The sequence below is a fragment of the Bacillus sp. FJAT-27001 genome (assembly GCF_019039175.1).
In the GTDB taxonomy this organism is placed as follows: domain Bacteria; phylum Bacillota; class Bacilli; order Bacillales; family Bacillaceae; genus Bacillus; species Bacillus velezensis.
Map to the genome: position 1 here is coordinate 166,409 of NZ_JAHOAA010000001.1, position 13,241 is coordinate 179,649.

The 13,241-nt window shown below is 41.8% G+C and carries 21 protein-coding genes and 1 pseudogene; 8 read left to right on the forward strand and 14 right to left on the reverse strand.

Features of this window, described 5'->3' with window-relative positions; genetic code table 11:
* The first annotated feature begins 77 nt into the window (after nt 1-77).
* The 4 genes from sspO to BGM27_RS00480 all read left to right on the forward strand — a co-directional run bounded on the left by sspO (nt 78) and on the right by BGM27_RS00480 (nt 1,527).
* Nucleotides 78-224, forward strand: coding sequence for an acid-soluble spore protein SspO (gene sspO / locus BGM27_RS00465; protein WP_003153982.1), 147 nt, complete (start codon nt 78-80; stop codon nt 222-224).
* A gap of 29 nt (nt 225-253) precedes the next feature.
* The gene (locus BGM27_RS00470) at nt 254-400 is read left to right on the forward strand and encodes a small acid-soluble spore protein P (RefSeq protein WP_003153984.1); all 147 of its coding nucleotides are present in this window, start codon (nt 254-256) and stop codon (nt 398-400) included.
* Between the two features lie 93 nt (nt 401-493).
* Entirely contained in the window at nt 494-865 is a 372-nt protein-coding gene (locus BGM27_RS00475; RefSeq protein WP_007410324.1) for an Hsp20/alpha crystallin family protein, read from the forward strand.
* Nucleotides 866-1,098: 233 nt separating this feature from the next.
* Entirely contained in the window at nt 1,099-1,527 is a 429-nt protein-coding gene (locus tag BGM27_RS00480) for a DUF2621 domain-containing protein (RefSeq protein WP_007410325.1), read from the forward strand.
* Between the two features lie 27 nt (nt 1,528-1,554).
* Here BGM27_RS00480 and BGM27_RS00485 read toward each other — a convergent pair whose 3' ends face one another.
* The 3 genes from BGM27_RS00485 to BGM27_RS00495 form a co-directional block, all read right to left on the reverse strand.
* A complete protein-coding gene (locus tag BGM27_RS00485; RefSeq protein WP_007611735.1) occupies nt 1,555-2,046 on the reverse strand; it encodes a CcdC family protein in 492 nt (163 codons plus the stop codon).
* Nucleotides 2,047-2,125: 79 nt separating this feature from the next.
* Nucleotides 2,126-2,488 (reverse strand): response regulator, encoded by a 363-nt coding sequence (locus BGM27_RS00490; protein WP_007410327.1) that lies wholly within the window; start codon nt 2,486-2,488, stop codon nt 2,126-2,128.
* A gap of 84 nt (nt 2,489-2,572) precedes the next feature.
* Nucleotides 2,573-3,280, reverse strand: a complete 708-nt coding sequence (locus BGM27_RS00495) for a cytochrome c biogenesis protein CcdA (RefSeq protein ID WP_124693407.1) — start codon at nt 3,278-3,280, stop codon at nt 2,573-2,575.
* A gap of 201 nt (nt 3,281-3,481) precedes the next feature.
* Between BGM27_RS00495 and BGM27_RS00500 the strand changes: the two genes are divergently transcribed.
* Nucleotides 3,482-3,655, forward strand: coding sequence for an aspartyl-phosphate phosphatase Spo0E family protein (locus BGM27_RS00500; RefSeq protein ID WP_012117647.1), 174 nt, complete (start codon nt 3,482-3,484; stop codon nt 3,653-3,655).
* Between the two features lie 73 nt (nt 3,656-3,728).
* On the opposite strand, the gene BGM27_RS00505 is transcribed toward BGM27_RS00500, so the two are convergent.
* From BGM27_RS00505 to yneA, 6 genes are all read right to left on the reverse strand, one after another.
* Nucleotides 3,729-3,947, reverse strand: a complete 219-nt coding sequence (locus BGM27_RS00505) for a YneF family protein (RefSeq protein ID WP_003153994.1) — start codon at nt 3,945-3,947, stop codon at nt 3,729-3,731.
* Between the two features lie 85 nt (nt 3,948-4,032).
* On the reverse strand, nt 4,033-4,479 hold the full coding sequence (gene sirA, locus BGM27_RS00510) for a sporulation inhibitor of replication protein SirA (protein WP_003153995.1): 447 nt from the start codon (nt 4,477-4,479) through the stop codon (nt 4,033-4,035).
* Nucleotides 4,480-4,630: 151 nt separating this feature from the next.
* Complete coding sequence (gene tkt, locus BGM27_RS00515; protein WP_007410329.1) at nt 4,631-6,634, reverse strand: transketolase; 2,004 nt, start codon at nt 6,632-6,634, stop codon at nt 4,631-4,633.
* Nucleotides 6,635-6,800: 166 nt separating this feature from the next.
* A complete protein-coding gene (locus BGM27_RS00520) occupies nt 6,801-7,034 on the reverse strand; it encodes a DUF896 domain-containing protein (RefSeq protein ID WP_007410330.1) in 234 nt (77 codons plus the stop codon).
* A 68-nt stretch (nt 7,035-7,102) separates the two neighbouring features.
* On the reverse strand, nt 7,103-7,753 hold the full coding sequence (locus BGM27_RS00525; RefSeq protein WP_003153998.1) for a YneB family resolvase-like protein: 651 nt from the start codon (nt 7,751-7,753) through the stop codon (nt 7,103-7,105).
* Nucleotides 7,754-7,768: 15 nt separating this feature from the next.
* The gene (yneA, locus tag BGM27_RS00530; protein WP_003154001.1) at nt 7,769-8,080 is read right to left on the reverse strand and encodes a cell division suppressor protein YneA; all 312 of its coding nucleotides are present in this window, start codon (nt 8,078-8,080) and stop codon (nt 7,769-7,771) included.
* A 156-nt stretch (nt 8,081-8,236) separates the two neighbouring features.
* On the opposite strand from yneA, the gene lexA reads away from it, so the two are divergent.
* Entirely contained in the window at nt 8,237-8,857 is a 621-nt protein-coding gene (gene lexA, locus BGM27_RS00535; RefSeq protein ID WP_003154004.1) for a transcriptional repressor LexA, read from the forward strand.
* A 339-nt stretch (nt 8,858-9,196) separates the two neighbouring features.
* Here the strand turns inward: lexA and BGM27_RS00540 are convergent, their stop codons facing one another.
* Entirely contained in the window at nt 9,197-9,625 is a 429-nt protein-coding gene (locus BGM27_RS00540; protein ID WP_007410331.1) for a hypothetical protein, read from the reverse strand.
* 153 nt (nt 9,626-9,778) lie between these two features.
* On the opposite strand from BGM27_RS00540, the gene BGM27_RS00545 reads away from it, so the two are divergent.
* Entirely contained in the window at nt 9,779-10,228 is a 450-nt protein-coding gene (locus BGM27_RS00545; protein ID WP_007410332.1) for a YndM family protein, read from the forward strand.
* Nucleotides 10,229-10,255: 27 nt separating this feature from the next.
* On the opposite strand, the gene BGM27_RS00550 is transcribed toward BGM27_RS00545, so the two are convergent.
* The 3 genes from BGM27_RS00550 to BGM27_RS00560 form a co-directional block, all read right to left on the reverse strand.
* Nucleotides 10,256-11,086, reverse strand: a complete 831-nt coding sequence (locus tag BGM27_RS00550; protein WP_007410333.1) for a prohibitin family protein — start codon at nt 11,084-11,086, stop codon at nt 10,256-10,258.
* Nucleotides 11,073-11,222: a hypothetical protein gene (locus BGM27_RS00555; RefSeq protein ID WP_007410334.1), complete on the reverse strand. Its 150-nt coding sequence runs from the start codon at nt 11,220-11,222 to the stop codon at nt 11,073-11,075. The genes BGM27_RS00550 and BGM27_RS00555 overlap by 14 nt, the downstream gene beginning before the upstream one ends.
* 108 nt (nt 11,223-11,330) lie before the next feature.
* A complete protein-coding gene (locus BGM27_RS00560; protein WP_007410335.1) occupies nt 11,331-12,152 on the reverse strand; it encodes a poly-gamma-glutamate hydrolase family protein in 822 nt (273 codons plus the stop codon).
* Nucleotides 12,153-12,363: 211 nt separating this feature from the next.
* Here BGM27_RS00560 and BGM27_RS20470 point away from each other — a divergent pair.
* Nucleotides 12,364-12,470 (forward strand): annotated as a pseudogene (locus tag BGM27_RS20470) (DUF4177 domain-containing protein); the annotation flags it as partial.
* 88 nt (nt 12,471-12,558) lie between these two features.
* On the opposite strand, the gene BGM27_RS00565 reads toward BGM27_RS20470, so the two are convergent.
* Nucleotides 12,559-12,993 (reverse strand): dUTP diphosphatase, encoded by a 435-nt coding sequence (locus BGM27_RS00565; RefSeq protein WP_003154017.1) that lies wholly within the window; start codon nt 12,991-12,993, stop codon nt 12,559-12,561.
* Between the last annotated feature and the right edge of the window lie 248 nt (nt 12,994-13,241).

The following is a 13,241-nucleotide window of genomic DNA, read 5'->3' on the forward strand; positions in this document are numbered from 1 at the left end:
TTTTCGGTAAATTTTGTCCGATTTTCCGCCTCATACAACGGGCTGTAAAGAGCCATATTAATGTTGAGGTGATGATCATGGTAAAACGGAAAGCCAATCATGTCATTAACGGCATGAATGATGCGAAAAGCCAAGGCAAAGGCGCGGGTTATATAGAAAATGACCAGCTCGTCCTGACGGAAGAAGAACGGCAGAACAATAAAAAAAGAAAAACAAACCAATAGCCGGAACACCTTAAAAAGGAGGCTTTAACATGACAAATAAAAATACGAGTAAAGATATGCATAAAAATGCTCCGAAGGGCCATAACCCCGGCCAGCCGGAACCGCTGAGCGGAAGCAAAAAAGTGAAAAACCGCAACCATACAAGACAAAAACATAATACAAGCCACGATATGTAAAACAGACCCCGTGTCTGTTTTTTTGTGCCATTCACCCATTCAAAGCTTCTGCATACGTTATAGCAAGGCTTTTTAATATGGAGGAATGCTTCCATGAATCACTCAAAAAACGCTGAAGAATTTGATGATACGGAAGAATGGCTGCGGCAGTTTTACGAGGACCCGTATGCTTGGTATGACGAGACGCTGCCGATCGATCTATATGAAACAAGCCGTCAATATATCATTGAAGCCGACCTGACGGCGCTGAAGCAGGTGCAAGCGATAACCGTCACTCTTTCGGGGAATGAGTTTATGCTCTCTGTTAAAACGCTTGAACGGACGTTAAACAAACAAATGATGCTTCCTTTTTATCTGAATGACAAACATATTTTCACTGATTTCACCAACCATATTCTGACCGTCTCCATGAACAAGGAGCCAAATGAGACTCCTGCCTCTTTTTCCTTTCAATTTCCTCTATAACATAAAAAAGCCGCTTTCATCCCTCAATGGAAGCGGCTTTTTTGTCCGGTCATATCAGTCATATACCCTCAAAGTGAAACTCCCATGGCCAAATAGCAGAATCACTATACGATAGAATATGTTCTACCAACCGGAATGACTGGACATCTATCATTTTTTCTATTCTTTTTTTCATGTGTTCTTCTATTCTGTCTTCGTTTACAATATGGTTAAAGTAAGGAGGAGATAGAACAATGCTGGAAGGCTGGTTTATGTGGTTTATTTTATTTTGGGTCATCGTGATGATCGGATTGCTGTCTATCGGCGGGTTTTTTATGTTTCGAAAATTTTTAAAACGCTTACCGAAAGAAGACGGCCGGTCAGAACTGGATTGGCAGGACTATTATATTGAAAAAAGCAGGCACTTATGGAATGAGGGTGACAAGGCGTTTTTGGATGAATTGGTCGCCCCCGTGCCGGAGCTCTTTCGGGATGTAGCCAAAGCGAAAATCGCCGGAAAAATCGGTGAACTTTCCTTAGCGGAGGAAGCTGAACAAATAAACCGTGATTTAATCATCAGGGGTTACATACTGGCCACTCCTAAGCGTGATCATCAATTTTTAAAAAAGCATCTCCGTGAAAAACAGATTGATCTTACTCCTTATCAAGCTCTGCTCAAATAAAAAACCTTTCCGGCGGACGGAAAGGTTTTAATTCATCTGAATATCAGCGGTCTTCAGTTCATTCGAAAGTTTGCGGTAAGACAAAAACATCGCGATGCGCCACGGGACAATCATTCCGAAAGCCAGAATCCAAAACATTCCGCTTAAAGCTCCGTAATCAATCGTCGTGCTCAAAATGGATTTCATAGCGATTCTGATAACCAAGAGACCAATCAGGATAAACACAAACGCTTTTGACCGTTTTAAATAGATTTCATTATTTTTAATCTCAAATTTAGATGTTTTAATCAGAAAAATAGAGAAGATCACGCCCAGCGTAATGGCCTCCAAAAATTCTTCGCCCGTCACTCTGAAAATCGGAAAAAGGAACATAAGCGCTCCCGTACTCATGAAAATCGGCGGGAGAATTATTTTTTTAGGTGAAGCGGGCTTGTCGGAGGATTTAATCCTGACGATCATCACGGAAATTGCCATGGCCGCTGCAATAACGGATGAAATTATAATCATCATCTTTATCATTCCTTTGCTTGCACGGAGTTTGATACTATATACTATACTCCAAAAACATAAAAAAAACCAATTTGAAAAGAGAACACGTTTACGTTCCCGTTACCCGGCCTACGGCCTCCAGCACTTTAGATGCTTCAAACGGTTTAACGATAAAGTCTTTAGCGCCTAATTCAATCGCTTCCAGAACGATCCGCTGCTGCCGCATGGCGGTGCACATGATGATCCGGGCTTTCGGGTCAAAAGCTAAAATATCCTGCAGCGCCTGTATACCGTTTTTGACCGGCATGGTAATATCCATTGTCACCAGGTCGGGACGGATTTTTTGATATACTGCCAGGGCTTCCTCACCGTCAGCCGCTTCCCCGGCAACTGTGTAATTCGCCGATTCCAGAATCTCTCTGATTTTCACCCTCATGAACTTGGCGTCATCTACAACTAAAACTCGTGTCATATTCCCCTCCACATATTTAACATTAACTAGTCTTATTGTACCAAAAACAAAAGGGTATATAATAGTTCAAAAGTTATTAATCCGTTACAGACCCGTAAATCCTCCGAAAAGATTTGACAGAACGATCAGAATGTAGCTCATCCAGTTAAAAAACAGCATAACTCCGATCAGAATCATAAGAATGCCGCCGATTTTCATGATAATCAGCTGATGCTTGCGAATCCAATTCATTCTAGTAATAAAAAATGAAAGAACAAGAAAAGGAATCGCAAATCCGAGAACATATAAAAACATATACGGCACTGCTGAAGAAGGATTTGTATTGGCCAGCGAAAACACAGCCCCTAAAATGGGCCCGCTGCACGGCGACCAGCCGGCTGCAAACGCAAGACCGATCAGAACCGAACCGATAAACCCCTCCGGACGGCGCTTAAAGTGAATGCGCCGCTCTTTCATCATGAATTTCGGCTGAAACACACCGGCAGTAATCAGCCCGAAAAGGATCAGCATGATAGCGCCAAACTGGCGGATCGCTTCATGATATTGGGTAAAAAAACTGCCGATAAATGAAGTTCCATATCCCAATGCGATAAAAATCACGGAGAAACCAAGCAAAAAACAAAGTGTATGCACGAGGCCACGCTTTTGCAGCATCACCTTTTCTGTTTTCACCTCGTCCATACTGACACCAGTTATGTAAGATAAAAAGGCGGGGTACAACGGCAGACAGCATGGAGAAATGAAAGACAGAAATCCGGCCCCAAACGTCAGAAAGTAATTAAAACTCACGATGACACACTCCCTTCGAGTTATGACAAAATCATTTCATTTTTTTAACACTTTTCCGAGAAGGATTACTTTTTATAGAAAAAGCTTATATAATTTAATTTGACATCGAGATATTATACTCCTTCTTATTTGAAAAACAGTATAAATGTGGATATAATAATAGCGACTCAGGTGAAAGATTTATGTATGAAAGGATATATCCCTGTGATTAGAGAGCATCTATTAAATGAAATTGAAAAAAAACGGGCAGAGCTGCTTAAAATCGTCATGACAAACGGAATGACATCAAACATTACGATAGAACTCAGCCAGGAGCTTGACCACCTTCTCATACAATACCAAAAAGAACTGCACACCGGCAGTTGGGGTGAAACATGACGCCAAAATAAAAAACCCTCTCCGGGTTTTTTATTTTTATAACCATGTATATCTATATCATAATCTGTACGTATTATTTCGCTTGATTATTCATGGCTTTCATCATTTGATTAATTTTCTTTTGAGAAGGTTTCATTCCCATTTGCATCATCATCATGCGTAACATTTGTTCATTAATAGGCGGATTCTTTTTCAAATAGCTCATCATATATTTACGAGCAATAAAAAACCCGAGTGCAACACCTATGAGCAATGCGACAACGCCCACTAGTATGCCAACCCATAAAGTCATTTTATTTCCTCCTTCATGTTGTCTAGTTTAAAGTGTACTAAACCAAAGGCTATTATACAACATTTACATCTCTTTTTCCTCGTTTTTAGACAAAATTTCTTTCTCTGACCGGATTTAACCACCCGTAGCGCCGTGTCTTGAAATCCATTGCAAGAAAACAGGGGCTGATTTTACGCAGAATCTCAAAGAAAATCGTTTCCGCCTCATAATCTCCCGAAGCCGCAATCTCAATTAAACTGTCTTTCATCATGAAGGTGGCGCGGCCCTTTTCTCCGGGCAGTGTAAGCCGGTAAATGGAATCCAAACGGCTGTAACTCATTCGGTTTAAATGCAGCTGGAGACGCTGATGCATATGTATCACCGGAATCGGTTCCGTTATATATTGAACTTGCTTTTCTGTCATTTGATATTCCTGGGGTGTCAGGTCTGTCCAATGATAGTCTCGAAACAACTCAAACATAGCCGTTTCCCGCCCGAAGTAGTGGTTCGCAAACTCATCCTTTATCAGGTGCGTATAGTAATGACGTTCCATTTCCTCATCCCCTTTTACAGCGCTTCGTTATTGCTTTCTATTATACAAAAGGAGAAAAGAAAGAATTGTCTATTACTGTTACGCCGCCCCTTCTATTTTTGTCGCATAAACAGGAAAAAGAGGATGATTTGACTCATCCTCTTTTGTCTCGTTATTTGTTTAAAAGTTTTTTCACGCGGTCAACCACGTTTTCTGCAGTAAACCCGTATTCTTTCATAATTGTTTCTCCCGGAGCTGAAGCACCGAAACGGTCAATTGCGAGCACGTCTCCTTCAAGACCGGTAAATTTACCCCATCCGAAGCTTGAACCCATTTCGATCGCAAGACGTTTCGTCACATTCGGAGGAAGCACGCTGTTTTTGTACTCTGCCGATTGTTTTTCAAAGCGGTCCCAGCTCGGCATGCTGACTACAGATACGTGAATGTTTTCTTCAGCCAGTTTCGCTTGAGCTTCGATCGCAAGTCCGACTTCAGAACCTGTCGCTAAAAGAAGAGCGGCCGGTGATTCCGTTTGGGCTTTGGAAACGATATAAGCCCCTTTTTCCACGCCCGCATACGCTTCTTCAGCCTGCTGATCAATCGTCGGCAGGTTTTGGCGTGTCAATACAAGAGCTGTCGGATGATCTTGGCTTTGAACGGCAACCTTCCATGCAGCTGCGGTTTCATTTCCGTCAGCAGGTCTGATCACAGAAAGGTTAGGAAGTGCGCGTAAAGAAGCAAGCTGCTCAATCGGTTCGTGAGTCGGCCCGTCCTCTCCTACGGCAATACTGTCATGCGTGAATACATAAGTGACGGGAAGACCCATCAATGACGCCAGACGAATGGCAGGTCTTAAATAATCAGAGAACACAAAGAATGTGCCGCCGAATACGCGGAGGCCGCCGTGAAGCGCCATTCCGTTTAATGCAGCGCCCATCGCAAATTCACGGACACCGAACCAGAAGTTTTTCCCGACGTAGTCTTTGGCCGTGAAGTCTCCTCCATTTTTGATTGTCGTTTTATTTGAACCCGCAAGGTCAGCAGATCCCCCGACAAAGAAAGGAATTTTCTTGGCGATCCCGTTCAGCACCTCACCTGAAGATGCGCGGGAAGCAAGGCTGCTGCCTTTTTCATAAACGGGAACTTCCTGATCCCAGTCTTTAGGAAGCTCGCCTTTCATGCCGAGTGACAGCTGTTCAGCAAGCTCAGGATATTTTTCTTTATAAGCCGCGAACAGCTCATTCCATTCCTGTTCTTTTTTCGAGCCGGCTTCTTTTACAGCTTGATTGAAATGCCCGTATACTTCTTCCGGAACATAAAAATCTTCTTCAAACGTCCAAGCATACGCTTCTTTTGTCAGCTTGCTCTCTTCTTGTCCTAACGGAGCGCCGTGAACGCCGGATGTGCCCGCCCGGTTTGGAGAACCGAAACCGATTGTCGTTTTCACTTCGATCAATGTCGGTTTTTTATCATTCTGGCGCGCTTTTTCAATTGCAGCCGTCAATTCAGCGATGTTGTTTCCGTCCTCAACATAAAGAACTTCCCAGTTCATTGCTTCAAAACGCTGCTTTACATTTTCAGAGAAAGAACGGTCTAAATCGCCGTCTAAAGAAATGTCATTAGAATCGTATAATACGATCAGGCGGCCTAATTCAAGATGGCCTGCAAGAGAAGCTGCTTCGGAAGAAATGCCTTCCATTAAATCGCCGTCTCCGCAAATACTGTATGTATAATGATCAACTACGTTGAATGAATCACGGTTATATGTCTCAGCCAGATGGCGTTCTGCAATTGCCATTCCCACTGCCATTGCAATACCCTGTCCAAGCGGCCCGGTAGTTGCGTCTACTCCGGCTGTATGCCCGAACTCCGGATGTCCCGGTGTTTTGCTTCCCCATTGACGGAACTGTTTCAAGTCTTCAATGCTGAGGTCATATCCGCTTAAATGCAGCATGCTGTATAAAAGCATTGAACCGTGGCCTGCTGATAAAACAAAGCGGTCGCGGTTAAACCAGCCCGGATTCTGCGGGTTTACATTCATAAATTTCGTCCACAGCGTGTATGCCATCGGAGCGGCTCCCATCGGCATGCCCGGATGTCCGGAATTCGCTTTTTCAATTGCGTCTATAGATAGTGTACGAATGGTGGCAACTGATTTCTTTTCAATTGTATCCATTATAATCCCCTTCCTTATTGTTGTACCTTTTCATCATAAAGCGATGCTGACTTTTTCTCAACTCTTTCAGCTTAAATTTGAGATAAACTTGTTGAAAATTGTCGTAAAACACATCCTGATATTAGTATATACGAAAAAAGAATACGTATTGCCGTATTCTTTCTGTTTAATGAAGATTATTTTTCTGTTGTTCTCTTTTTAATTTTTCAGGGGTGACATCGTTGCCTTCCGGATCAAACACTTTAACGCTCTTTAACGTATTTTTCATTGAGGAGCGGAATCCTTTCAAATACTCCTGGCGAAGCTTTTGCTGTTCAGCTTTTTCCTCATCCGTTATCGTGTTTGATTTAGCTTTTTGAGCCAATTCGTTAATTCTTGCAATTTTTTCTTTAGAAATCATAATAAGCTCCTTTGGTGCGTGTTGATTATATACTACTAAAACGCAGTCTTTTTTACAACTGATGCGCGTCAGCTGCCTTCTGTGTCTGCGGTATATTCCTGAAACCGCCGGTGAACCGTGGCTTTGGACACATCGTAGCCGAATCCCCTTAAGGTCGCTGCGATTTCTGCAAAGGTAAGCTTGTTGGCTCTCAGCCTGATAATTTCCGAAACCGGAACCTCTTTTTTTTCTTTTCCGCTGTTTTCATGTCTGTTTTTCAGATTCCGTTCAGGTTTGTAGCCGTTTTTCACGGCTCTTTTCATTCCCCGCCGGATTTTCATATTGTGAATTTTCCTTTGATATTCCTCAACAATACTGACGATTTCGAGTACCATCGAATCAGCTTCGGAAAGCTCCAGTTCACCTTTATGAGCCGTCGTATATATTTTTACGTTCTCCCTGTAAATGCAATGCAAAAGCGCAATCTTGGCGTTTCCTCTTCCCAATCTCGTTTCGTCCTGCACCAATATCGCGTCAATATGTGATTTTTTAATTTCATCAAGCATTTCAAATACTCCGTCGCGGTCCATTTCGTAACCGCTGGCTTTCTCAGAAATGACTTTCACGACTTCCATGCCGTTTGCAGCAGCTATCTCACTGAGCTCCTCTTCCTGTCTTTTTAATGATGTTTGCTGCTGTTCTTTGTTTGTGCTTACGCGGGCATAAATGAGCGCCTTCATTTCTCTCTTTCCTCTCTAATTGACAATGGCCAGCTGATATACGGCCGGATGCTTCTTCTTAACCGGAAGAATAAGTTCGTCTCCGGGCTTTATATCAGCAGTTTGGAGATGATTATTCTCCGTCACCCACTCAATGAAATCTTCTTTATTAATGTGTTTCTTTTCTGCTACATGATCCGCAAGTGACCAGAGTGTATCGCCGTCCTGAACCTTTATTTTAACATATTGGCTGAGGGACTGATCATTTCCCGCACATGAGACAAGTAAAATAGCGGCACTTAAAATCGCAGTAAACAGTCCGACAAATATAATAGATTCTTTCGCCATGTAAACAACCTCCGATAAGAATGTTTGTTCGCTTTTTATACCTTTCAGTATATACGAACAAACGTTTCTGTCAATCGTTTTTTTCGAACCTATGTTTGTACTGTCAGGAAAATCATGCTATAATCTACTTAAAATCGACGTTTTGAGGTGCGAAATATGACGAAGCTATCAAAAAGGCAGCTTGATATCCTGCGTTTTATTAAAGAAGAGGTAAAAACGAAAGGATATCCGCCTTCTGTAAGAGAGATAGGAGAAGCAGTAGGACTGGCTTCCAGTTCAACCGTGCACGGCCATTTGGCGCGGCTGGAGACAAAAGGCCTGATCAGACGGGACCCTACTAAACCGAGGGCGATTGAGGTATTGGATGAAGAAGAAGTCCACATTCCGAAAAGCCAGGTCGTAAACGTTCCGGTCATCGGGAAAGTGACGGCGGGTATTCCGATTACGGCTGTTGAAAATATTGACGAGTATTTTCCGCTTCCTGACCGGATGGTTCCTCCGGGCGAACATGTCTTTATGTTAGAAATCATGGGAGAAAGTATGATCGACGCCGGCATTTTTGACAAAGATTACGTCATTGTCAAACAGCAGAACACGGCCAATAACGGAGAAATCGTCGTAGCTATGACCGAAGATGATGAAGCGACGGTCAAGCGCTTCTATAAAGAAGACAATTATGTGCGGCTGCAGCCGGAAAATCCGACGATGGAGCCGATTATCCTGCAAAACGTAAGCATTTTGGGGAAAGTTATCGGCGTATTCAGGGCCGTACATTAATTCTATTAAACTTCATTTATTGTAAAAAACCCCTCTGTAAGGGGTTTTTTTGCATAAAAAAAAGCAGATTCGCCCTGGCTTAAGAAACGAATCTGCTAAGGAGGAAAAACTTACATTCTTATTATCCGACATCACACTTTTGAAGTCAACTAATAATGTTTCCCTCGAGAAACTTTTCATTCATTTTTCAACTTTGTATATTTGTGCGTGATGAATTTACTTTTGTTTATGTTTTCTTTGGGCGGGTGCATTAAAATTTATATATGAATATTTAGTACATAGTACAATAAGTTATATTTAAATATAAAAAAACCCGCTGCCTTTAGCGAGTATCTATTTTCAATCAAAATGATAATACTCTACACCGTAAAACCCTTTAATATAGACGGGGCCACAGACGTTTGAAGAACTTTCAACCAGAATTCTGTATTTGTGATACGGATCAATTGATTTTTTATCCTGGGCACTGAGGTTTAACCAGCTGCCGCTGTAGTTTTTAGAACTTAATGTATAAAAATTCCCGTTCAGCGCCATCCGCTGGAGTTTGATGCTTAAACCGCACGAAGAGTTGTTCATTATGGTGAACTTATATCCTAAAAAGTAATCGTCGGCAGCTACAGCCCCCGGATTTTCAATATGAAACTCTTTTGCATTTCCCTCCAAAGTGAAGCTTGTTTTTGATTCGAATTCAGTGGTAGCCGCTTTAGCTGAGTGTATTCCGCTAAAACATAATAAAAAAACAGCAATACATATCCAGTATTTTTTCATTTGTATCCCCCTTTTTACATATTTTAACTTGTGAATCCTGTGATGTCTATTCACATTTTATTAAAACGTATGCTTTATAACCACTATATACCAGTTTAAAAATTTGCGGATTGCTTACAATGAAGACTAAACGAAATAACGAAGGTGGTTCAAATGAAACACGTAATTGCTTTCGCTTCTAAAACGGCGCTCACACTTGCTTTACTGTACATTGTTCTGGATCTTATGTACCAAGTAACCTTTTTAAACGTTCTGTTTATTACAGTGATCTTAAGTTTAATCACTTATTTTGCGGGTGATTGCATGATTCTGCCGAGAACAAGCAATTTCACAGCCGTTGCAGCTGATTTCGGAATTTCATTCATTATATTATGGATATTCCTTATGAACATTGGCGGATTTAATGTCTCTCCTGCCGCGGCATCGGTTATCTCTGCACTTTGCATTTCTGTTTTTGAGGCATTTTTTCACCGGTATTTGCAGCAATATGTACTTCCCGAAGATTATCAGGACACAACAGAGACGGATAGCACGCTATGGAGCTATCAAACCGAGGCGTCTGAAGAATTAGTGCCGGAAAAAGACTCTCAGGAAAAAACATAAAAAGGAGGCAATCGCCTCCTTCTCATTTTATTTTTGCTTCTGATCGTCCAGCGGCAGCTGCAGCAGTGAGTCTGTGCCTGTCGCTTTCGGCGTTTTTCCGTCCCATTTTTCAATCCATTTATATTTGATCATCTCATCGGACATTGATTTCTTTATGATTTCGTTATAATCAGCGATCCCTTCCGCTTCAATTTTTTTCTTTTTCGCTTCGGCTTCGGCTATTTTAATTTCAGTTTGTGTCCGTTCAAGTTCCTGTGAAGACTTCACCCTTGCATCGATAGCTTCCTGTGTGGCTTTATCCGGCTTCGGTACGCCAAGCGTCAGATCATCAATTAAAAATCCAAGACTCTTCATATCATCAGCAAATCTCTTTTGAACATCGGCAGCGGCTTCTGCAGATTTTTGCCCGTATGTGTCAATAACCGAGTATTTGCTGATTGATTTTCGCGCCGCATCCCACAGCCTTGTTTTTAAATATGTATTTTCAATCGTTTCAACGTCTACCGCTCCGAATTTGTTAAACAGATCGACTACTTTATCAGGCTGCACGACATAGTTGTAAGCGATATCCATTTCTATATTTTTACCGTCTGAGGTTGCCACTTTTATATTTTCATTATTCACTGTCTGCATACGCACCGGATATTCCGTTACTTTATTAAATAATCCGACTAAGTGCCAGCCTTGGTCCAATGTGTCGGATTTTACCCCGCCATTCGGTGAGTATACAACCCCGACATAACCGTTCGGTATTTTTTCAATGAATAGTGACGCTGTAACGCCCGCAATTAAAAGGGCTGCACCTATAATCACACCGCCGATAATTTTTTTTGTGTTTCCGCGCTTATTTTCGCTCATGCTGATCTTCTTCCTCCCATGACTTTTTGAATTTTTTGGCTCCGCTTCCCACTTGTTTAAAGATTGGACTAAGCATCAGCCATAAACCGAATCCGATGATGACAAGAAGAATGATAGACCCGATCATCACTTTCATTTGCCCACCTCTTTTCTTTCATCCTGTCAATTATGTATACGATCTTAAGAACTTAAAGTTTCATAAATTTCAAAAGAAAAAGCCCCGCCGACAAAATAGGCGTGCTTATTAATATTTGTCACTGATAAAATCAGAAATCGTTTTTGTGAATTGGTAAAAGGTCCCGTTTTGTGTGGATGCTCTGCTTTTCAGCGTAAAAGTGTCAAATAGTGATTTTCTGAAGCCGGTGCTCATTTCGATTTGAATACTCAATCCGGATGAAGATTGATTGGCAAGGTTGTTCGGACTGACGCCTGCATATTTATCATTTATGCCAAGAAGAACGGCAGGATACCCGTGCCGTTTCAGCACATCGGTCAAAAGTTCGGCCCGTTCTCTGTCTGTACCGCCGATTTTTATCTTTTTATCGTCACTGCCGTAACCGTGCAATGAAATGACATGAGAGTGCTCTTTCACCATTTGCACGGCCTTAGGTTCATCGAAATGCGAACTTGTCAAATGCAGAGCCGCATTACCGGCTGATTTTAACCCTTCAAATAAATATAAACTCCGGTTTTCGGCAATTTCTCTGGCTAACTCACTGGTCCCCGGCTCTATGCCTCCGCCGTGTATAGCTAATATGAGGACAGAAGGGTCATGCTCTCGCGTTGAAATGGAAAAATCGGAAGGATCTTCATTCAGCTTTAATTCCTCGAAACTGCCGTAAATATCTGAAGCGGCATCAGCCCGAAAGAACGGCAGAAGCAAAAACGGTAAAATTAAAACTAAAATTCCTTTTTTGGTTATTGATGGCATTTGTATGTTTATGTTACAATACAAATGCTTCAGCCTTTGAAGCGAACGGCAGAACAGGGTGACTTTGGACGGTTTCTTCTGCTCTGCCTCTTTGCCAGCTGCTTTACGGTCTATTCTTCTAACCCTTTTTGCCATAACATCATCCTTTCTTTTGTTTACACTTTTGTCACAATATTATATACGTTGGACAAAACCTCCGTTCATCTTGAAGAATAAAAACATCAAAACAACTTCTATCCTTTAACCTAAAAAAGTCTTTCTGTTCAAAGAGACGGAAGGCTTAAATGATAAAAATGAAACCCTTCTCCAGTTTTGGAGGAGAGTGAGGACTGCAGGGAAATCATTTTATCAATATGCTGAGCTGGGCTGGCGTCCGGCTCAAATATTTGCTCCGGCATAGACGGTTACGGAGCGGCCGGTTATTTCGAAGTCAAATTCGAACGTGACGTATGATTTCCCAATTCAAGAATCCCCGAAACAAATTGAATGTAACTGCTGTTTCCATAAAAAAAAGACTGCTGTTAAGCAGTCTTTTTTCGTTTTATTTCGTACCTGTTGATCCCAGTCCGCCGCGGTCATTGTTCCCGAGCTTGTCTACTTCGATCAGCTCCACTTCAGGCATTTTCTTCATGATTCTGAATTGGCAGATCCGCTCCCCCTTGGAAATGTCGGTATCCCGAAGCGCGAATGCAGGAAAAAACCAGAAGTCATTGTCGCCTTTATAAGATTCATCAATGACTCCCATTGAATTTGTCTGAATGATACCGAAATGCTTATATGTACTTGAACGCGGAACGACATGGGCCTCATATCCTTCCGGCAGTTCCATCGCAACTCCAAGCGGGATAAGTTTGAATTCACCTTTTTTGATTGTTATATCTTCAGCTGCCCGCAGATCAATCCAATCGCCCTGTTCAATTTTACTGATTCTCGTTTGCGTATCATCTGAATATTTAATTTTGATTTGTAAAGTCATTTTCGCTGCTCCTTTTGCTTCCCTATTTCAGTCGTATTGATGACCAATCCGTGCCCCATTATACCATTTAACTGATAAAAATGTTGATTTTGGTGTATATGCAGCCGAAGAGGAAGCACTGCGAAGCCAATGAGAATAAACCTAAAATGAGGGCCCCTCCTATCAGTTTTTCCTCCATTTTCACATGACAGCTTCAATTACAATAATACAAAGCTTTATATCCGTTCTTTCAACAGAGCTTTTTTAAA

Bases quoted from the DNA above. Each gene is read 5' to 3' on its own strand.
- tkt (WP_007410329.1), bottom strand. From the start codon at position 6,634: ATGGATACAATTGAAAAGAAATCAGTTGCCACCATTCGTACACTATCT.
- lexA (WP_003154004.1), top strand. From the start codon at position 8,237: ATGACGAAGCTATCAAAAAGGCAGCTTGATATCCTGCGTTTTATTAAA.
- sspO (WP_003153982.1), top strand. From the start codon at position 78: ATGGTAAAACGGAAAGCCAATCATGTCATTAACGGCATGAATGATGCG.
- yneA (WP_003154001.1), bottom strand. From the start codon at position 8,080: ATGGCGAAAGAATCTATTATATTTGTCGGACTGTTTACTGCGATTTTA.
- BGM27_RS00480 (WP_007410325.1), top strand. From the start codon at position 1,099: ATGCTGGAAGGCTGGTTTATGTGGTTTATTTTATTTTGGGTCATCGTG.
- BGM27_RS00565 (WP_003154017.1), bottom strand. From the start codon at position 12,993: ATGACTTTACAAATCAAAATTAAATATTCAGATGATACGCAAACGAGA.
- BGM27_RS00550 (WP_007410333.1), bottom strand. From the start codon at position 11,086: ATGAGCGAAAATAAGCGCGGAAACACAAAAAAAATTATCGGCGGTGTG.
- BGM27_RS00475 (WP_007410324.1), top strand. From the start codon at position 494: ATGAATCACTCAAAAAACGCTGAAGAATTTGATGATACGGAAGAATGG.
- sirA (WP_003153995.1), bottom strand. From the start codon at position 4,479: ATGGAACGTCATTACTATACGCACCTGATAAAGGATGAGTTTGCGAAC.
- BGM27_RS00505 (WP_003153994.1), bottom strand. From the start codon at position 3,947: ATGACTTTATGGGTTGGCATACTAGTGGGCGTTGTCGCATTGCTCATA.
- BGM27_RS00560 (WP_007410335.1), bottom strand. From the start codon at position 12,152: ATGGCAAAAAGGGTTAGAAGAATAGACCGTAAAGCAGCTGGCAAAGAG.
- BGM27_RS00555 (WP_007410334.1), bottom strand. From the start codon at position 11,222: ATGAAAGTGATGATCGGGTCTATCATTCTTCTTGTCATCATCGGATTC.
- BGM27_RS00470 (WP_003153984.1), top strand. From the start codon at position 254: ATGACAAATAAAAATACGAGTAAAGATATGCATAAAAATGCTCCGAAG.
- BGM27_RS00490 (WP_007410327.1), bottom strand. From the start codon at position 2,488: ATGACACGAGTTTTAGTTGTAGATGACGCCAAGTTCATGAGGGTGAAA.
- BGM27_RS00485 (WP_007611735.1), bottom strand. From the start codon at position 2,046: ATGATAAAGATGATGATTATAATTTCATCCGTTATTGCAGCGGCCATG.
- BGM27_RS00520 (WP_007410330.1), bottom strand. From the start codon at position 7,034: ATGATTTCTAAAGAAAAAATTGCAAGAATTAACGAATTGGCTCAAAAA.
- BGM27_RS00525 (WP_003153998.1), bottom strand. From the start codon at position 7,753: ATGAAGGCGCTCATTTATGCCCGCGTAAGCACAAACAAAGAACAGCAG.
- BGM27_RS00540 (WP_007410331.1), bottom strand. From the start codon at position 9,625: ATGAAAAAATACTGGATATGTATTGCTGTTTTTTTATTATGTTTTAGC.
- BGM27_RS00545 (WP_007410332.1), top strand. From the start codon at position 9,779: ATGAAACACGTAATTGCTTTCGCTTCTAAAACGGCGCTCACACTTGCT.